Annotated in this window: 16 protein-coding genes; 9 read left to right on the top strand and 7 right to left on the bottom strand. The window is 67.6% G+C overall.

Annotated features, from left to right (window positions below):
* The first annotated feature begins 10 nt into the window (after positions 1 to 10).
* Together HFGMBDPB_RS11355 and HFGMBDPB_RS11350 are read left to right on the top strand one after the other, a co-directional pair.
* Positions 11 to 823: a crotonase/enoyl-CoA hydratase family protein gene (locus HFGMBDPB_RS11355; RefSeq protein WP_016449207.1), complete on the top strand. Its 813-nt coding sequence runs from the start codon at positions 11 to 13 to the stop codon at positions 821 to 823.
* Positions 824 to 1,081: 258 nt separating this feature from the next.
* Positions 1,082 to 1,828: a 3'-5' exonuclease gene (locus tag HFGMBDPB_RS11350; RefSeq protein ID WP_212645410.1), complete on the top strand. Its 747-nt coding sequence runs from the start codon at positions 1,082 to 1,084 to the stop codon at positions 1,826 to 1,828.
* On the opposite strand, the gene HFGMBDPB_RS11345 is transcribed toward HFGMBDPB_RS11350, so the two are convergent.
* A complete protein-coding gene (locus HFGMBDPB_RS11345) occupies positions 1,825 to 3,003 on the bottom strand; it encodes a GGDEF domain-containing protein (protein ID WP_212645409.1) in 1,179 nt (392 codons plus the stop codon). The two genes, HFGMBDPB_RS11350 and HFGMBDPB_RS11345, sit on opposite strands and share 4 nt — an antisense overlap.
* Positions 3,004 to 3,316: 313 nt before the next feature.
* Here HFGMBDPB_RS11345 and HFGMBDPB_RS11340 point away from each other — a divergent pair, with 313 nt between their 5' ends.
* Positions 3,317 to 4,606, top strand: coding sequence for an O-acetylhomoserine aminocarboxypropyltransferase/cysteine synthase family protein (locus HFGMBDPB_RS11340; protein ID WP_016449204.1), 1,290 nt, complete (start codon positions 3,317 to 3,319; stop codon positions 4,604 to 4,606).
* A gap of 7 nt (positions 4,607 to 4,613) precedes the next feature.
* Here HFGMBDPB_RS11340 and HFGMBDPB_RS11335 read toward each other — a convergent pair whose 3' ends face one another.
* The 4 genes from HFGMBDPB_RS11335 to HFGMBDPB_RS11320 all read right to left on the bottom strand — a co-directional run bounded on the left by HFGMBDPB_RS11335 (position 4,614) and on the right by HFGMBDPB_RS11320 (position 9,097).
* On the bottom strand, positions 4,614 to 5,678 hold the full coding sequence (locus tag HFGMBDPB_RS11335; RefSeq protein WP_016449203.1) for a hypothetical protein: 1,065 nt from the start codon (positions 5,676 to 5,678) through the stop codon (positions 4,614 to 4,616).
* Between the two features lie 86 nt (positions 5,679 to 5,764).
* Positions 5,765 to 7,075: an ergothioneine biosynthesis protein EgtB gene (egtB, locus tag HFGMBDPB_RS11330; protein ID WP_126312129.1), complete on the bottom strand. Its 1,311-nt coding sequence runs from the start codon at positions 7,073 to 7,075 to the stop codon at positions 5,765 to 5,767.
* Positions 7,062 to 8,120 (bottom strand): L-histidine N(alpha)-methyltransferase, encoded by a 1,059-nt coding sequence (gene egtD, locus HFGMBDPB_RS11325; protein ID WP_043790104.1) that lies wholly within the window; start codon positions 8,118 to 8,120, stop codon positions 7,062 to 7,064. Before egtD ends, egtB begins: the two co-directional genes overlap by 14 nt.
* A 362-nt stretch (positions 8,121 to 8,482) precedes the next feature.
* Positions 8,483 to 9,097 (bottom strand): OmpW/AlkL family protein, encoded by a 615-nt coding sequence (locus HFGMBDPB_RS11320; RefSeq protein WP_016449200.1) that lies wholly within the window; start codon positions 9,095 to 9,097, stop codon positions 8,483 to 8,485.
* A 230-nt stretch (positions 9,098 to 9,327) separates the two neighbouring features.
* Between HFGMBDPB_RS11320 and HFGMBDPB_RS11315 the strand changes: the two genes are divergently transcribed.
* From HFGMBDPB_RS11315 to HFGMBDPB_RS11295, 5 genes are all read left to right on the top strand, one after another.
* Positions 9,328 to 9,843, top strand: coding sequence for a sigma-70 family RNA polymerase sigma factor (locus HFGMBDPB_RS11315; protein WP_016449199.1), 516 nt, complete (start codon positions 9,328 to 9,330; stop codon positions 9,841 to 9,843).
* On the top strand, positions 9,840 to 10,877 hold the full coding sequence (locus HFGMBDPB_RS11310) for a FecR family protein (protein ID WP_212645408.1): 1,038 nt from the start codon (positions 9,840 to 9,842) through the stop codon (positions 10,875 to 10,877). The genes HFGMBDPB_RS11315 and HFGMBDPB_RS11310 overlap by 4 nt, the downstream gene beginning before the upstream one ends.
* 102 nt (positions 10,878 to 10,979) lie before the next feature.
* A complete protein-coding gene (locus HFGMBDPB_RS11305; RefSeq protein ID WP_212645407.1) occupies positions 10,980 to 13,451 on the top strand; it encodes a TonB-dependent siderophore receptor in 2,472 nt (823 codons plus the stop codon).
* Positions 13,452 to 13,730: 279 nt separating this feature from the next.
* Positions 13,731 to 15,272, top strand: a complete 1,542-nt coding sequence (locus HFGMBDPB_RS11300) for a hypothetical protein (RefSeq protein ID WP_212645406.1) — start codon at positions 13,731 to 13,733, stop codon at positions 15,270 to 15,272.
* Positions 15,273 to 15,389: 117 nt separating this feature from the next.
* Positions 15,390 to 16,010 (top strand): glutathione S-transferase family protein, encoded by a 621-nt coding sequence (locus HFGMBDPB_RS11295; protein WP_016449195.1) that lies wholly within the window; start codon positions 15,390 to 15,392, stop codon positions 16,008 to 16,010.
* Positions 16,011 to 16,046: 36 nt separating this feature from the next.
* On the opposite strand, the gene HFGMBDPB_RS11290 is transcribed toward HFGMBDPB_RS11295, so the two are convergent.
* On the bottom strand, positions 16,047 to 16,382 hold the full coding sequence (locus HFGMBDPB_RS11290; protein ID WP_212645405.1) for a type II toxin-antitoxin system YafQ family toxin: 336 nt from the start codon (positions 16,380 to 16,382) through the stop codon (positions 16,047 to 16,049).
* Entirely contained in the window at positions 16,382 to 16,678 is a 297-nt protein-coding gene (locus tag HFGMBDPB_RS11285; protein WP_016449193.1) for a type II toxin-antitoxin system RelB/DinJ family antitoxin, read from the bottom strand. Before HFGMBDPB_RS11285 ends, HFGMBDPB_RS11290 begins: the two co-directional genes overlap by 1 nt.
* A 262-nt stretch (positions 16,679 to 16,940) precedes the next feature.
* Between HFGMBDPB_RS11285 and HFGMBDPB_RS11280 the strand changes: the two genes are divergently transcribed.
* Positions 16,941 to 17,195 carry a hypothetical protein gene (locus HFGMBDPB_RS11280; RefSeq protein ID WP_016449192.1) on the top strand — a complete coding sequence of 85 codons (255 nt, stop codon included), beginning with the start codon at positions 16,941 to 16,943 and terminating at the stop codon, positions 17,193 to 17,195.
* Positions 17,196 to 17,227 lie beyond the last annotated feature (32 nt).

Raw genomic sequence — 17,227 nt, 5'->3', positions numbered from 1 at the left:
GAGACAAGCCATGAGCCAAGAACGCGTGCGCATATCGGTGGACCACGGCGTGGCCGAGGTGACCCTGGCCCGGCCCGACAAGATGAATGCGCTGGACCCCGCCATGTTCGACGCACTGATCGACGCATTGGCGCGGCTGCGGGACACGCCCGGGTTGCGCGCCGTGGTGCTGCATGGCGAGGGGCGCGCCTTCTGCGCGGGCCTGGACATGGGCAGCATGGCCGGCATTGCCGACGGCCAGCAGACGGCAGACATGACGGACCTGGCCGCGCGCACGCACGGCATTGCCAACCGCTTCCAGCAGATCTGCTGGGGCTGGCGCGAACTGCCCGTGCCCGTGATCGCCGCCGTGCACGGCGTGGCCTACGGCGGCGGCCTGCAGCTGGCGCTGGGCGCGGACATCCGCCTGGTGGCCGAGGATGCGCGGCTGTCCATCATGGAAATCAAGTGGGGACTGGTGCCCGACATGGCCGGCTGCGCGCTGGCCGCGCCGCTGGTGCGCGGCGATGTGCTGCGCGAGCTGGTCTACACGGGCCGCATCGTGCCCGGCCCCGAGGCCGTGGCCCTGGGCCTGGCCACGCGCGTGAGTTCCGCGCCGCTGGAGGAAGCGCGCCACCTGGCCCGCCAGATCGCGGCCAGCAGCCCGCACGCCATGCGTGCGTCCAAGCGCCTGATGCAGCTCAGCGAAACGGCATCGCCCCAGGACATCCTGCTGGCCGAGGCGCGCGAGCAGCAGGCCCTGCTGGGCAGTGCCAACCAGGCCGAAGCCGTGCGCGCAGGCCTGGAAAAACGGGCCCCGGTGTTCAGCGACCAAGGCCTTTAGACACCTCTTGAAACAACCACCGGACCCTGCCCACGGGTCCGGCGCGGTCATCCGTAATTACCCTTAATCGACGCCCTTTCGCCACTGCGCTGATTTTTTAGGCATTCCGTGGAAAGCCTTGCAGGGCGCGGATTCGGCAAGTTACACCCGGAGTTTTCCACAACTCCGTCCACATGCATCGGGGATAAAAACCCGGGGCCGAAGGGACATGCAGGAGCAGGCATACTTGACGGCTCGCCTCGGCCTCCCCCCTTTCCCATGCCCCGCCTGCACGCCCCCAGCAAGGAAGACAGCCGCCTGCTGCCGCCTTTTTCCGCCCTGCCGGAACGCTGCATCCACGTGCCCGCCACCGACGCCGAATTCGCGGCCGCCCGCGCCGCGCTGATGGCCGCGCCCGTGCTCGGCTTCGATACCGAGAGCAAGCCTCTTTTCCACGCCAGCCAGACCGACACCGGCCCCCATGTGGTGCAGTTGGCCACCTGCGACCAGGCCTGGCTGCTGCAGTTGCACCATGCGCAGGCACGCGCGCTTGCGGCCGACGTGATGGCCAGCGAGGCCATCTGCAAGGCCGGCTTCGGGCTGGACCATGACCGCAGTGCGCTGCCCGCGCGCCTGGGCGTGGCGCTGAACAACGTGATCGACCTGGACCGCGTGTTCAAGCGCCATGGCTACGCCAGCTCGGTAGGCGTGCGCGCGGCCGTGGCCCTGGTGCTGGGGCAGAACTTCCAAAAGTCCAAGAAGATCTCCACCTCCAACTGGGCTGCACCGCAACTGAGCCTGGCCCAGCGCCACTACGCGGCCAACGACGCCCACGGCGCCGCCATGGTGCATGCCGCGCTGCCGGGCTGGGAGCTGCGCCAGCCGGCAGCGGCCCAGCGGCCTTCCAGGCCTGCGCTTGAACCGCGCGGGCCGCGCGAGTCCAGCGCCCCGCAGACGCCGCAGACACCGCGTCCGCCCCGCACCGCTCGCCTGCTGCAGGCTGCGGTCGCGCCGGCCAAGTCCTAGAGCGTTTCCTCTTCCTTCACCAGCCGCACCCGGTCCCGGCCTGCGCGCTTGGCCTCGTAGAGCATGGCGTCGGCACGCGCGAGCGCCTGCTCCAGCGTCTGGCCCGGCGCCATCCAGGCCACGCCGAAGCTGGCGGTGATGCGCACCTCGTCGGGCAGTCCGCTGAAGCCCATCAGGCGCAGCTGGGTCTGTATGCGCCGGGTGATCGACTGCACGGCCAGAGGGTCCGCACGCGGCAGCAAGGCCACGAACTCTTCCCCGCCAAAGCGGGCCACCAGGTCCTGCTGGCGCGTGCTGCGCAGCAGCAGTCGCGCAAAGCGCTGCAGCACTTCGTCACCGGCCGCGTGGCCCCAGCCGTCGTTGACCCGCTTGAAATGGTCCAGATCACAGACCAGCACGGCGGCTGAAAGCTGAGGGTGCTCGGCCCGCCGGCGCTGCACCTCCTCCTTGAAGGCGCGCCGGTTCAACAGCCCTGTCAGCGGATCGCGGTCGCGCTCCTCATGCAGCTCCTGCACGGTGTCGCGCACCGCCGCCGCCAGGAACACCATGGCGAACAGCAGGCCGAACACCAGCAGGCTCAGCTGCTTCGCCAGGCACGCGGAAGAAACGCCCAGCCATTCACTGGCCGCGTCGGCCGGTGGCGAGGCGCCAGGCGGTGTCAGCCACAGCGCACGAACGAAAAAGCTCAGCGCAAAGACCACGAACACCCCCAGCAGCAGCCGGTCCCAGTCCGTACCGGGATGCCTGCGCGGCAAACGCCACAGCGGCAGGGCCAGTTGCAGTCCCAGGCCGAAATTGAGCACATGCTGGCGCGCCTGCGCATCGGGAACGACCCAGGCGTAGTAGCCCAGCACCGCCAGCACTGCGCTGCCAAAGACAGCCGCCAGCGGCGCATCCGGTCGCACGCCCTGGCGCATGGCCATGGCCTCGGTGATGAACCAGGCCGCACACAGCTGCAGCGCGGCCGTGGCCAGCGCATTGACGGGCACGGCCGCAGGCCGCTCCAGGACCTGCAGCAGCAGCGCCAGGCTGAATCCGGTGAAGGCGAGGGACATGCTGCGCAACTCGCGCCGGGCACGCAGATGCCGCCAGCAGACATAGAAACAGCCGGCCAGCAGCGAGGTGCACAAGGGCACCGCCAGCGCCAGAAAATGTCTTGCTGTCAACGTCACCATCAACTCCCGAATGGAGTCTAGCGATCAGGTCACGTTACAACACGTTGTTAACAAAAATACACATTCACTCACGATCCTGGCAAAGCCAGGCCGGACATATCTGCGCACGGCAGAGGAGCAACCGGTCTGCGGCGTATATGTTCGTAACCAACGCATCGTTGGGCACCGGAGGCCGGCACGCCACAATGCCAACCGTCCTCCGCTTGTAAAACCTCAGGACTTACTCAAACAGGATGCGGGACGCGCCGCTGCCCATGGCAAATGGCCCGCCCTGCCCTTCTTGCGTAAGCCGTCACCAGAAAGGCAATCTTCCATGCGCATCGAAACCCTGGCCGTCCACGCCGGCTACTCGCCCGACCCCACCACCAAGTCGGCCGCCGTGCCCATCTACCAGACCGTGGCCTATGCCTTCGACAGTGCCCAGCATGGCGCCGACCTGTTCGACCTCAAGGTGGCCGGCAACATCTACACGCGCATCATGAACCCCACCACCGACGTGCTGGAAAAGCGCGTCGCGGCGCTGGAAGGCGGCATTGCCGCCGTGGCCGTGGCCTCGGGCATGGCCGCCATCACCTATGCCATCCAGGCCATCGCGGAGGCAGGCGACAACATCGTCTCGGCCAGCACGCTCTACGGCGGCACCTACAACCTGTTCGCCCACACCTTCCCGCAGCAGGGCATCACGGTGCGCTTTGCCGATCCGCGCGACCCGGCCAGCTTCGCCCAGCACATCGACGAAAAGACCAAGGCCATCTTCATCGAGTCCATCGGCAACCCGCTGGGCAATGTCACCGACATCCGCGCCCTGGCCGACGTGGCTCACGCCCACGGCGTGCCGCTGATCGTGGACAACACCGTGCCCAGCCCCTACCTGCTGCGCCCCATCGAGCATGGCGCCGACATCGTCGTGCACTCGCTGACCAAGTACCTGGGCGGCCACGGCAACAGCGTGGGCGGCGCCGTCGTGGACAGCGGCAAGTTCCCCTGGGCCGAGCACAAGGCCCGCTTCAAGCGCCTGAACGAGCCCGATGTCAGCTACCACGGCGTGGTCTACACCGAGGCCCTGGGCGAGGCAGCCTACATCGGCCGCGTGCGCGTGGTGCCGCTGCGCAATACCGGCGCCGCACTGTCGCCGCACAACGCCTTCCTGATCCTGCAAGGCATAGAGACGCTGGCCCTGCGCATGGACCGCATCTGCGAGAACACCCAGAAGATCGCCGAGACGCTGCAAAGGCATCCCAAGATCGAATGGGTGCGCTACGCCGGCCTGCAGGACCATCCCGACCACGCCCTGGTGAAGAAGCAGCTGGGCGGCCGCGCCTCGGGCATCCTGTCGTTCAGCCTCAGGAACGGCAGCGGCGACAGCGACACCCGCGCCGCCGGTGCGCGCTTCCTGGATGCGCTGCAGCTGTTCACGCGCCTGGTCAACATCGGCGACGCCAAGTCCCTGGCCACGCACCCCGCATCGACCACGCACCGCCAGCTCGACGCCGAGGAACTGGCCAAGGCCGGCGTCACCGAAGGCATGGTGCGCCTGTCCGTGGGCATTGAGCACATCAGCGACCTGCTGGCCGACCTGGAGCAGGCGCTGGACAAGGTCTGAGACGCCCTCAGCGCCTGCGCGAGCGCTCGCGCAGTTCCTGCGAGGAATAGAAGATCAGCGGGTCCGGCGTGCGCTGCGGATTGGCGCAGGGCTCGATGGCATGGCCGCGCGGCGGGGCGCAGCGGGCCAGGTCACGCAGCTGGGCCTGGGTTCGTTCGGCGTGGCGCGCGGCGGTCTCCCCTTCGGAGGGGCGGCTGCCGGGCACGATCAGGCGCAGCTCCATCTTGCGGATGGCCGGCTCCACGGCGTAGGTGCCCTGGAACTGCAGCACCACGCGGCGCTCGGGCAGGTCCACCGTGGCCAGCACGGCACGCATGGGCACGGGAATCATCGCTCCCGACTGGTAGCGCACCAGCACGAAGGGCGCAAAGGGCTTGGGCAGCTTCAGCGCCAGCGTCTGGCCCTTGCCGTTTCCATTGCCGTTACGCGCATCGGCACGCACACGCAGCTGTCCGCCATCGGGCAGATAGCGGTCCAGCCGCCAGCCGGTGGCCACGCGCTGCGCGCCCACACAGGGCGCGTAGTAGTACTCGGTGGGGTCGGCATCCTTGCCCGTGTACAGCATCTGGGCGCCTTCATGCTCGGTCAGCGTCTTGATGGCCGCATCGGCGCCATCCGCCTGGGCGCCGACCAGCGTGCCGCCGCGCACGAACACGCCCGTATACGGGAACCAGGTGGTGCGCTGGTTGGCCACGGCGCCATAGGGCTTGCATTCGGTGGACATGCTCTGGTCCTGCATGTCGGCATGCGGGGCCACGGGCTCGCCGCCCTGGCCGCCGCCCTGGTCGGCCAGGGTCAGGCGGCCATCGGACTCGATGGTGAAGGTGGCCTTGGCCACCATGGAGTAGTAGCGGCCGGCTGCGTCTTCGCCGATCAGCAGCAGGCTGGGCAGGGGCGTGAGGTTGGCCACCTCGGGCTCGGCGCGCGGCGTGTCGGCCGGGGCCTGGGCAGGCACCTGGGGCCGGGGCTGCTCCTGTGGCTGGCTGGGCGCCGGAGCCTGGGGCGGCGCAGTGGCGCAGCCGGCAAGGACCAGGGACAGCGGCATGGCAAGAACAAGCGAACGCAACAACATGGAACTCCCTCGGATCATTGAGGCCGACGATGCTACTGCATGCACCGGCGGGCGGCGCAATGCATGGGGATGCGGCAGGGGCAGGCTCAAGCCGGATCCCGCGCCAGCCGCAGGCCGGTCATCTGCCAGCGCGCCTGCGTGGGAAAGAAATTGCGGTAGCTGGCGCGCGCATGGCCTGGCGGCGTGAGGCAGGAGCCGCCCCGCAGCACATACTGGTTGACCATGAACTTGCCGTTGTATTCACCCACGGCGCCCTCCGCGATCTGGAAGCCCGGGTAGGCGCCGTAGGCGGACTGGGTCCATTCCCAGACCTCGCCCAGCGCAAGGCTGCCGGGCTGCATGGCGCGCGGGTGCACGGGGCCGGGAGGCTCGTCGTGCTCGGGGCGCTGCGCCATGGGCGCGGCAAAGGCCGCCTCCCATTCCGCCTCGGTAGGCAAGCGCGCGCCGGCCCAGCGCGCATAGGCGTCGGCCTCGAAAAACGAGATGTGGCAGACGGGGCGGCGCCCGTCCAGCGCCAGCGCGCCATGCAGGCTGAACTCCTGCCACGTGCCGTCCGATGCGCCATCCAACGCGCCGCCTGCATTGCGCCGCCAGTACCAGGGATGCTCCAGTTGCTGCGCGCAGCGCCAGTCCCAGCCTTCGGCCAGCCACCACTGCGGCTGGGCATAGCCGCCGTCCTCGACGAAGCGCAGGAACTCGGCATTGCTCACGGGCCGCTGCGCGATCTCGCAGCCTTGCACAAACACCTCGTGGCGCGGGCGCTCGTTGTCGAACGCAAAGCCCTCGCCGCCATGGCCCACGGCATGCATGCCACGCGGCACGGTCTGCCACTGCAGCGGGGCAGGCGTTCCATCTGCCGGCCCAGGCGCAGGCATGCCCTCTTCCTGCTCTCGATAGGCAGGCCACAGCGGGTGGCACGACAGCAGGTGCTTGATGTCGGTCAGCAGCAGCTCCTGGTGCTGCTGCTCATGCTGCAGGCCCAGCTCCAGCAACGCGGCCAGACGCGCAGGCGGCTGCGTGCCCCAGTCCTCGAACATCTGCAGCATGCGCTGGTCCACCGCCTCGCGGTAGGCCAGCACCCGCGCCAGCGAGGGCCGGGTCAGCAGCCCGCGCTGGGCACGCGGATGCCGCGCACCCACCTGCTGGTAGTAGGAGTTGAACAGCACGCGGAAGTCGGGATCGAAGGGCGGCACGCCGGGCGCGTGCTCGGCCAGGACAAAGGTCTCGAAGAACCAGGTGGTATGCGCCAGATGCCATTTGGCAGGGCTGGCATCGGGCATGGACTGTACGCAGGCATCCTCGGCGGACAAGGGGGCGGCCAGCAGCACGGTGGTCTGGCGCACGGCCTCGTAGCGCTGCACCCAGCGGAAGACGGCGGGCATTTCACGCATGGGCATGGATCACGGCAAACCACTGGCGCTCATCGGTCCAGACCTGGCAGGCCCCGAAACCCGCACAGGCCAGCATGTCCAGGAAGTCGGGCAGCGGGTATTTGTAGCTGTTCTCGGTGTGTATGGTCTCGCCGGCCGCGAAGTGCCGCAGCCCCTGGGGCCAGCCCACGATCAGCGGGCGCCGCGCGCGCAGGTGCATTTCGATGCGCGAGTGCTCGGTGTTGAAGAAGGCCACATGTTCCCAGTCGCTCTCGTTGAAGTCGCTGCCCAGAAGGTGGTTCACATGGCTGAGCAGGTTGAGGTTGAAGCGCGCCGTCACGCCCTGGGCATCGTCATAGGCAGGCTCCAGCCACTGTATGGGTTTGGGCAGGTCTATGCCGATCAGCAGCCCACCGTCGTCGCTGAGCAGGGCCCGCATCTGGCCCAGCATGCGCTGGGCCTGTTCAGGGTCGAAGTTGCCTATGGACGAGCCCGGGTAGAACAGCAGCCGGCCGGCCTGCGGGATGTAGGGCGGCAGGGCCAGCGGCTCGGTGATGTCGGCCGTGACGGCATGGGCCTGCAGCTGCGGAAACTCCTCGGCCAGGCGCCGCACGGACTGGCGCAGGAAGGCGCCCGCAATGTCCACGCCCACGAAGTGCCGTGGACGCAGGCTGCGGCACAGGCCGCGCACCTTTTCGCAGTTGCCGGCACCCAGCTCGATCAGCACCTCGCTGCCGCGCAGGGCCTCGGCCATGGCCGGACCGGAGTCGGCCAGGATGGCAGCCTCGGTGCGCGTGGGGTAGTACTCGGGCAGCCGCGTGATCTGCTCGAACAGGTCGCAGCCGCGTGAGTCATAGAGAAACTTGGGCGAGACCCGGGCCTGCGGCTGCATCAGCCCGTGCTGCAATTCGGCCAGGGTTGCTCGCAGGGCGCTGTCTGCCAGCTCCGGCGCAGCCTCTCTCCTGCCACCTTCGGCCGGTGTGCGCGGAGCCGAAGGCAGGGGCAGGGGCACGCGCTGGGCGCGCGACGCCAATGGAGGGGAAGACACGGAATGATCGTGGGCATACAGCATGGTGGGGGCCTCGCGTTGTGCGCCGACCGCCTCAGCATGGTGAATGCCGCGCCCCCGCCTTGCAGCGGGGAGCGGTCGCCAAGGGGGCGGGCAGCCAGAATGAAGCCTGCAAACTGGCGTCCCGCCTCGCAAGGCGCGCGCCGACAGGCCGAGGCACCAGCCTAGGCGCCCGCCCCGGGCACGCGGGTAGGACAGTTTCCAGCGAGCGTGTCTTTTTCATGACCTGCAGATCTGGTGCGCTGCAGCATGCCGGACGAAAAAAATCCGGTATGCCGCGAACGGCATACCGGACCAAGTACCCATCCTTGCCTCACTACGCGCTGCCGGATGAAGCAGCGCGTGCCTCGCTCATGATCCGAAGATCAGAAGCGATAGCCCAGTCCCACGCCAACCAGCACGGGGTTCACCTTGAAGGTGCCCACCTTGGTGCCGCCAGCGCGCACGTCCGTCTCGATGAAGACCTTCTTCACGTCGAAATTCAGCGACCAGTTCTTGTCCAGCGCATAGTCGAAGCCGATCTGCAGCGCGCCGCCAAAACTGTTCTTCTTGATGGAGGGGTTCAGCGCGGCCTGCACGGCGGGATCGAAGTTCACGCTGGAAAAGCGCGTGAAGTTGACACCGGCGCCCACGTAGGGCTTGAACGCGCCGAAATTGGTGAAGTGGTATTGCGCCAGCAGCGTGGGCGGCAGGTGCTTGAGGCTGCCGATCTGACCCAGGCCGTTGGCACGCAGGTCATGCTTTTGCGGGTAGGTCAGCACCAGCTCGGCCGCGATATTGGGCGTGAAGAAGTAGGACACGTCCAGCTCGGGCATCCATTTGTCATTGATCGACAGGCCCAGGCCCGTGCTGTCCTTGTTGACGCTGTCCAGGTGGACGGCGCGCACGCGCACCATCCAGGGGCCTTCGGCCTGCTGCGCAAAGGCGGCACCCGACGACAGGGCGCAAACGGCAGCAACGGCGAGCAGAGTTCTTTTCATGATGGAGAGTCTTGGAGTAGCCCGGGGCAAATCCCGTAGCTGTATTGCAGCAGGGGCAGGCAAGGCCGGTCTTGTCCTAGCTCAAATCCGAAGGTGGGCGCCGTCGCATGGCCGGATCGCGTTGGATGCATGCAACGCATTGCGCGGCAGGCCAGTTGCGGCCAGGCTGCAGCCATTGCTCAAATAGAATGCGAATCATTATCAAATCCGCTTCCCCAGGAACCCGCTCCATGGCCGCCGCGCCTTCGCACCCCGATATCGCCCTGCTCTACAGCGACCACCACGGCTGGCTGGTGGGCTGGCTCAGGCGCAGGCTGGGCAATCCCTGCGATGCGGCCGACCTGGCCCAGGACACCTTCATTCGCGTGCTGGGCAAGCCCCAGTCCCTGCATGGCGTGCGCGAGCCGCGCGCCTGGCTCACCACCATCGCCCACGGCCTGGTCGTGGACCACACACGCCGCGCCGCGCTGGAGCGCGCCTGCCTGGACGCCATCGCCAGCCTGCCCGAGCCGCTGGCACCCTCGGCCGAGGAGCGCCATCTGCTGATCGAATCCCTGGTGCGCATGGACAACCTGCTGGCCGGCCTGCCGCCCAAGGCCCGCAGCGCCTTTCTGCTCTCCCGCCTGGAAGGCCTGAGCTACCCCGAAATCGCCCTGCAGCTGGGCGTGTGCCTGAGCTCCGTCGAGAAATACATGGCCACCGCCATACGCCACTGCCTTGCCCTGCGCAGGGAACTGACGGCGTGAGCACAGACCAGGCCCCCCAGGCGCTGGAACAGGCCATTGCCTGGGCCGTGCGGCTGGCCTCCGGCACGGCCACCGATGCCGACCGCGCCGCCTGCCAGGCATGGCGCAGCAGCCACGCCGCGCACGAACAGGCCTGGCAACAGGTCCAGGCTGTGGAGGCCCAGTTCGCCCTGCCCGCCGGCCAGGCGGGACTGGCCCACGGCGTGCTGCGGTCCGCCGGCCCAGGGCCGGCGCGAGGCCGGCGCGCAAGCCTGCAGCGGCTGCTGTTCCTGGGCCCCGCTGCCCTGCTGCTGGGATCCATGGCTTGGCGCTGGGCTGCACCGCGCGAGCAGATCGCGCTGGAAACGGCCATTGGTGAGCGCCGCAGCACGCTGCTGGCCGACGGCAGCCGCCTGCACCTGGCACCGGACACGCTGGTGCAGGTGGATTTCACCTTGCTGCGCCGCGTGGTCCGCCTGGCACGCGGCGAGATCTTCATCGACACCGGCAGCGACCCGCGCTCCCTCGCGGGCCGACGCTCCTTCTGGGTGGAAACGCCGCTGGCCCGCTTCGAGGCCCTGGGCACCAGCTTCGGCGTGCGCCACGAAAAACACCCGGACACTGCCACGCGCCTGTACGTCACCGAGGGCCGCGTGGCCATCCATGTCAGGGCGCTGGACGGCACTGCGCCAGGCACCCTGGACGCCATCGTCGCCACCTCCGGCGAAACCCATGTGCTGCACGCCGGCCAGCACCGCCCTGTGCGCCTGCCCGACGAAGGCCTGGTGCCCGACGCATGGACCGACGGCGTACTGGTCGCCCGCCGCATGCGCCTGGACGCCTTCGTGACCGAGCTGTCACGCCAGAGCGGCATGCCCATGGAATGCGCCGACGACGTGGCTGCCCTGCGTGTTTCAGGCGTATTCCAGCTGGACGGCCCGGATCCGGCGGGTCGTGCGCTGGCCGCCATTGCCCGCACGCTGCCTGTGCGTGTGGAGCGCGGACAAGGTGCGGCCAGCGGTGCCCGCAGCGCCAGGCGCCTGGTCAAAGCCTGATCCGGAATTTTTTCAGGCAGTCATTACGGGTTTCACACCGCCCGTTCGGCATAGGAGCAAAGACATCGCTTTTTCCTTTGCCGCTTCTCAAGGACTGCCTCCATGCCCAGCCTGCCCAGCACCCGCCGCGCCGCCCATCCACCCTCGTGCACACGCCCCACGGCGCTGGCTGCACAGGCCTTGATGCTGGGCCTGTTTATCACGCTGGGCCTGCCCATGACCGCCCTGGCCCAGAGCCCGAGCTCCGCCCCGGATGCCAGATCCATCCGGTTCGACCTGCCGGCCGGTGAACTGGAGACCAGCCTGCACAGCCTCGCGCGCCAGGCAGGCATCACCCTCTCGTTCGATCCAGCCCTGGTCCAGGGCCGACAGTCGGCGGCGCTGAGCGGTACGCGCGGCGTGCACGAAGGGCTTGCCGCCCTGCTCGCCCCGCACCAGCTGCAGGCCACGCGCACGGCCGAAGGCGGCTGGGCCGTGCACCGTGCGCGGCCCGGGGCCGCGGCCGAGCATGCGCTGCCCACCGTGAACGTGCTGGCCGATGCCGAGCATGAAAGCGCCTGGGGCGCCGTGCCCGGCTACGGGCCGCGCCGCAGCGCCTCGGCCATGAAGATGGATGTGCCGCTGCTGGAGACGCCGCAGCAGGTCAGCATCATCGGCGAGGCCCAGATCCGCGACCAGGCCATCTCCAGCGTGGCCGAAGCCGTGCGCTACAGCGCGGGCGTGCGCCCCATGGACTACGGCATCACCGATGACGACGTGGCCGTGCGCGGTTTCTATCTGACGGGCACGGGCCTGTACCGCGACGGCATGCGCATGGTCCACAACGGCTTCATGACCAACCTGGAGCCATATGGGCTGGAGCGGCTGGAAGTCGTGCACGGCCCGGCCTCGGTGCTGTACGGCCAGTCCGCGCCCGGCGGCCTGATCAATGCCGTCACCAAGCGCCCGCGCGCCGGCATGCAGCGCGAAGTGGGCGTGGAATTCGGCAGCCACGACCGGCGCCAGCTCACGGCCGACATCGGTGGCGCCATCAATGAACAGGGCACGGCGCTGGCACGGCTAACCGTGCTCAAGCGCGAATCGGGCACGCAGTGGAACGGCCTGCGCGCCGATCGCAGCTACATCGCCCCCTCCTTCACACTGCTGGGCGAGCGCACCAGCCTCACCCTGCTGGCGCAGTACCAGGAGGACGAAACCGGCTTCGTCATCCCCTACTACCGCCAGACGCCTGCGGGCTGGTCGGCCACGGACATCAACGTCAGCGGACCGGGATCTGGCCACCACAAGCGCAACGCCAGCGTGGGCTGGCTGCTGGAGCACCGGCTGAACGACCAGCTCACGCTGCGCAACAACCTGCGCTACCTGGATGGCCGCAACGACCGGCGCGAGATGCGCAACCGGGGCCTGACGGCCGACCAGCGCGGCATGGCACGCCTGGCCATGGTGCGGCCCGACGCCGAACAGACCTGGGTCATGGACACGCAGATCGAAGGCCGCCACCGGACGGGTGCCGTCTCGCACCAGTGGGCCGTGGGCTTCGACTACTACCGCTCCAGGCTCGACTGGCGCATCTACTCGCTCAACGGCGCCGTGGCGCCGCTGGACCTGGTCAACCCCATCCACATCGCGCCGAACTGGAATGACAACTACCTCAGCGACCGCGCGCTGGCCCGCACGCACCAGGCGGGCCTGTACGTGCAGGACCAGATCAAGTTCGGCGAGCGCTGGGTGCTCAGCGCCGGCCTGCGCCGCGACAGCGCACGCATAGACACCGACTACGACGCGCGCGCCGCAGCCACCGCGCCCTTCGCCATCACCACCGTGCGCCGCACCGACAGCGCCGTCACCGGACGACTGGGCCTGATCTACCTGGCGCCCAGCGGCCTGGCTCCCTATGTGTCCTTCAACAACTCCTTCCAGCCGCCGCTGACCACGGTCACGGCCACCGACGCCAACGGCAGGCCCTACGAGCCCGAGACTGCGCGCCAGTTCGAGGCCGGCCTGCGCTACGCGCCGCCGTCGACCGGCTACACGCTCAGCGCCGCCGTGTTCGACCTGCGCAAGCGCAATGTGCGCACGCCATCCACACTCAACCCGCGCTTCGACGTGCAGACCGGCGAAGTGCGCAACCGGGGGCTGGAGCTGCAGGCCCAGGGCGAGATCGGCGGCGGCTTCTCGGCCATTGCGGCCTATACCTACCTCGACTCCAGGGTCACGCGCAGCAACAACGCCATCGAGATCGGCGCGCGCCCCGGCGCCACGCCGCGCCATGCCGCATCGCTGTGGGGCAAGTACCAGCGCGGCGCCCTGGAGCTGGGCCTGGGCCTGCGCCACATCAGCGCCACGCCTGGCGAGCTGCCCATGGACGGCGTGAAGACCCCCATGAACGACGCCTACACGCTGTGGGACGCCATGGCCGCCTACACCACCGGCCCGTGGCGCTTCTCGGTCAACCTCAGCAACCTCACCGACAGGCAGTACCGCACGCAATGCAACACCTTCCGTGGCGGCGCGCAATTCTGCGCGCTGGGCTTCGGGCGTGAGGTGCGTGTGGCTGCGGCCTATCGGTTCTGAGTGCCGCCATTGCTGCCCGCCAGGGCGGGAGCAATGCAGGCCCCGCTCTTGGAACAACGCCTGGCGGACAGCAACAGACCGCCCACTCGGCATGCATCTGCAGCACGCTCGGTGCAGCTTCCATCCAGCACAGCGCATCGCGGACCTGCTCGTCTGGATCGGATGGCGTTGCACCGCCGCAGCTGCATTGGTTCAGCCGCGCACCACGCCATCGACTTGACATTTCGCCCAGTCCACACCGCGCTCTGCTGGCGACAATCAGGTCTTTGAAAGGCGCGCATGCACTACGGCAAATCCCAGGCCATTGGAGACAAGAGCATCTTCATCATCGACACCGCCATGAGCGTGGTCGATGGCCGGCTCTACTACGAGTACTGCAACAAGGGGGACAGCACAACGTCCTTTCTGCGCGCCGTTGATGTGGCCACCGGCAACGTGCTCTGGGACCACCGCATGCGCGAGAGCGAGGGCATGTCGTGGTTCGTGGACGAGCGGCATCTGATGCTCTGCGACCAGGTGCTTGATGCCCGCACCGGCGAATGCCTGCTCGACTTCCATGCCGTGCCGGGCATGCAGGCCAGGCATTGGCCCGTTCCCGTGGAGCTGGACGCGCATCGCTGGCTCGTAGCGATGGAGGAGAGCAGTCCCGAGGGCCGCTATCTGCTGCTGGACCGTCGCACCTGGCAGGGCAGCACGCTGGCGCTGGGCCTGCAGGGTGCGTTTGTGCTGGAGGGGGCGGTCTACGGCTGGATCGTCCACCCTGAGCGCTCGGAGCTGCGGCGCTGGCATGAAACAGACGGGCACACCGAGCATGTGCTGTGGGTGGACAGTGCCCGCGACCTGTACTCGCCCGCCATTGCAGGCGCGTGGGCCGTGTTCGGCCCCGGCAGCAGAGACCACGTGGACATCGATGCACCCTGGCTTCGCATCCATCCTTGCAGCGGCGAAGTCCTGGCCATCACACCTCCCGTTCAACCTGACGATGAGCGCCGGCATGTGCATGCCCAGCGGGCAGCGCATCGTGACGGCGTGGTCTATTTCTGCTTTGCACGCCAGGGCATGTATGGCTATGACATTCGCAGCAACCGTTTCGGACCGTGCCTGTCGCCTACCCATGTCAGCGCGCCGCAATGCCATGCCGGCGTCCTTTATGGAATACAGGACAGGCACGAGGACGGCATGGAGCGGGCCTATCTTGTCGCCGTGGACCCGGACACCGGCGCCCCGCTTTGGGAAACCCCGTGCAGCAGCCGCAACTACAGGCATCTGAGCGTGAGCGAATGCGGTGTCTTTCTAGGCATTGCGGGCGGCAAAATCCAGCACCTTCCGCCAGCGGGCCGCAGGCGCAGCACCCCAACGGCAGAGCCTGCCAAACGCGCCAAACGCGCCGAAAGCGCCAAAAGCGCCAAAAGCGCCAAGGCCGCCACCCGGCCAGTACGCACCGTGCCGCCCGAGTCTCCCTATGCACACATGCTGGACGACATGCCCACGCTGCTCGATGCCCTGCAGGCGCGCGCCTGCGCGCAGAGCCCAGATAGCACCCTCACGGCCGTGGCCGTCTCCAAGCCCTGGGCCATGGTGGCCTGCATCGAATATGGCGAGGACCCCGACTTCCCCCATCTGCGTCTGCTGGATCTGCAAACCGATGCCTGGATCGCGCTCGACTGCAACGACCTGATCGACGCACCCATGATTGAAGGCATCACGTTCGTGGATGGCCAGGACGGGAAGCTGGACCTGCTACTGCATGACGGCGGCCGCCACACCATCCACATTGACCTGCCCGCACGCACCGTGCGCTGGAATGCCGAGCAGGCATAGGACAAGACAACGATGCCGCTTGCACGACCGTGCAATCCGCACTAAGTTGGAGGGCCGGTCCGGCCATCGGCGCCGACGGCAGAATCTGCCCGTATCCCACCCCTACCCGTCTCTTTCATGACCACCCTCAAGCTCTACTACGCTCCCGGCACCTGCGCCCTGGCCGCCCGCATCGCCCTGATCGAGGCCAATGCGCCCCATGAAGTCGTTAAGCTCGATTTCTCCAAGGGCGAGCAGCGCAGCCCCGAATACCTGGCCATCAATCCCAAGGGCCGCGTGCCCGCCCTGGTGACCGAGCGCGGAGTGCTCACCGAAACGCCGGCCCTGCTCGCCTATATTGCCCGGCGCTTTCCCGAAGCCCGGCTTGCCCCGCTGGACGATGCCTATGCTTTCGCCCACATGCAGGAGTTCCACGGCTACCTGTCCTCCACCGTGCACGTGGCCCACGCCCACGGCCGGCGCGCAGGCCGCTGGGCCGATGACGAAGCGGCCATTGCCTCCATGCAGCGCAAGGTGGCAGCCAACATGGCCGAATGCTTTGGCGTGATAGAGCGCCATTACCTGGGCGACGCGCCCTGGGTGCTGGGCTCCGACTATTCCGTGGCCGACGCCTATCTGTTCACCATTGCCGGCTGGCTGGAGGGCGACGGCGTGGACATCGCCGGCTTCCCCAAGGTGCAGGCGCACTTCAAGCGCATGGGCGAGCGCGCTGCCGTGCGCGGGGCGCTGGGGAGCTGAGAGGGGGAGGCTGCCCGCGGCCTGCGATGGCCGCGCTCAGCCAAACAGATCGCTGTGGGTTCCAAGGCGCTTGAAGATGACGATCTCCATGTCCTTGGCTTCGGGATGCGGATCAATGCGATAGATCAGCAGGAAGTCCCCTCCCAGATGGATGTCCCGGTCGCCCGCGTCCCATTCATCGTCGGCGATCAAGGCGTGATCGCTCCACTGCGCCGACAGCACCTGTTGCGCCGTGTGGGCGATGAGCAGGCCGCCGACCTGGTTCACCAGTGTCATGTCGTAGCGGCCTGATGCCGCCATGCGCTGGTAGTCCTTCCTGAAGGTCTTGGTGTACGCGATGGTGCGCAGCCTGTAGCCCTTCTTGCCGGCCATCAGGCTTCATCCTTTTCCATGGCCTGCAGCATGGCTTCAACAGAGGCATGTCCAGGTTCACCGCCTCTGGCGATTTCTCTCGCCTCCAAAGTGGCCTGCCGGTTTGTCTCGCGACGCAGCCTCATGGCCTGCACCTGCTCCGCCGTTAGCCGCAGGTCAAAGGGAATCCCGTTGTGCAGCACAACGCCCTGCAGAAACATGCGCACGGCGGCGTTCACATCCATGCCCAGCGTAGAAAGTATGTCGGCAGCGCTGTCGTAGATCTTGTCATCCACAGTAGTACGGATGATGGTCATCTTTTGCTCCTTTGAGGTCACTTGCCGACATATTCTAGGCAATCTCAAATCAACTGTTGCTGCGACCTTCTACACGCATTCACTTGCAAAAACAAAAAACCAGACAGTCATTCATAAATTTACCTTGGCAGTCCACCAAGCCCCGGACCTCTACCGCCGCCCCCAAGCCTTGCCTACAGTCGCCAGGACAGGCAGGGGCGTTGCACAAGGCGGCGCCTTTTCGCCATTCCAGAAACGACGGATTCAGACGACAGGGTGGAGCATGCAAAGACAAGCCAGGGTGATTGCCATCAACAACCAGACGGGGCTCATCGGCCTGCAGCCGGAGGGAGAGGACAGCTGTGTGCTGGTCCAGCAGCTCGACACCCGCCCCGTGAATACGGGCCAGATGCTGTCAGGGGAGATGGACAGCGTGGGCATGGAGACGTTTGTGAACGCGCAGACGCAGGACCGCATCGAGGTCTTTGTCGAGGCCTACGGGCTGTCTGCGGAGGCCGTGGAGCTGGCGATGCGCTGAGTGGGCCGGCCAGCGAAGGTGCGGGTGCCGGT

The sequence above is a fragment of the Delftia sp. PE138 genome (assembly GCF_018320755.1).
In the GTDB taxonomy this organism is placed as follows: Bacteria; Pseudomonadota; Gammaproteobacteria; order Burkholderiales; family Burkholderiaceae_C; genus Comamonas; species Comamonas tsuruhatensis.
This window is presented reverse-complemented; position numbering and strand designations above follow the sequence as displayed.

Excerpts from the sequence above, each read along its gene's own strand:
- HFGMBDPB_RS11355 (WP_016449207.1), top strand. The coding sequence starts at position 11 with ATGAGCCAAGAACGCGTGCGCATATCGGTGGACCACGGCGTGGCCGAG.
- HFGMBDPB_RS11350 (WP_212645410.1), top strand. The coding sequence starts at position 1,082 with ATGCCCCGCCTGCACGCCCCCAGCAAGGAAGACAGCCGCCTGCTGCCG.
- HFGMBDPB_RS11345 (WP_212645409.1), bottom strand. The coding sequence starts at position 3,003 with ATGGTGACGTTGACAGCAAGACATTTTCTGGCGCTGGCGGTGCCCTTG.
- HFGMBDPB_RS11340 (WP_016449204.1), top strand. The coding sequence starts at position 3,317 with ATGCGCATCGAAACCCTGGCCGTCCACGCCGGCTACTCGCCCGACCCC.
- HFGMBDPB_RS11335 (WP_016449203.1), bottom strand. The coding sequence starts at position 5,678 with ATGTTGTTGCGTTCGCTTGTTCTTGCCATGCCGCTGTCCCTGGTCCTT.
- egtB (WP_126312129.1), bottom strand. The coding sequence starts at position 7,075 with ATGCCCATGCGTGAAATGCCCGCCGTCTTCCGCTGGGTGCAGCGCTAC.
- egtD (WP_043790104.1), bottom strand. The coding sequence starts at position 8,120 with ATGCTGTATGCCCACGATCATTCCGTGTCTTCCCCTCCATTGGCGTCG.
- HFGMBDPB_RS11320 (WP_016449200.1), bottom strand. The coding sequence starts at position 9,097 with ATGAAAAGAACTCTGCTCGCCGTTGCTGCCGTTTGCGCCCTGTCGTCG.
- HFGMBDPB_RS11315 (WP_016449199.1), top strand. The coding sequence starts at position 9,328 with ATGGCCGCCGCGCCTTCGCACCCCGATATCGCCCTGCTCTACAGCGAC.
- HFGMBDPB_RS11305 (WP_212645407.1), top strand. The coding sequence starts at position 10,980 with ATGCCCAGCCTGCCCAGCACCCGCCGCGCCGCCCATCCACCCTCGTGC.
- HFGMBDPB_RS11300 (WP_212645406.1), top strand. The coding sequence starts at position 13,731 with ATGCACTACGGCAAATCCCAGGCCATTGGAGACAAGAGCATCTTCATC.
- HFGMBDPB_RS11295 (WP_016449195.1), top strand. The coding sequence starts at position 15,390 with ATGACCACCCTCAAGCTCTACTACGCTCCCGGCACCTGCGCCCTGGCC.
- HFGMBDPB_RS11290 (WP_212645405.1), bottom strand. The coding sequence starts at position 16,382 with ATGGCCGGCAAGAAGGGCTACAGGCTGCGCACCATCGCGTACACCAAG.
- HFGMBDPB_RS11285 (WP_016449193.1), bottom strand. The coding sequence starts at position 16,678 with ATGACCATCATCCGTACTACTGTGGATGACAAGATCTACGACAGCGCT.
- HFGMBDPB_RS11280 (WP_016449192.1), top strand. The coding sequence starts at position 16,941 with ATGCAAAGACAAGCCAGGGTGATTGCCATCAACAACCAGACGGGGCTC.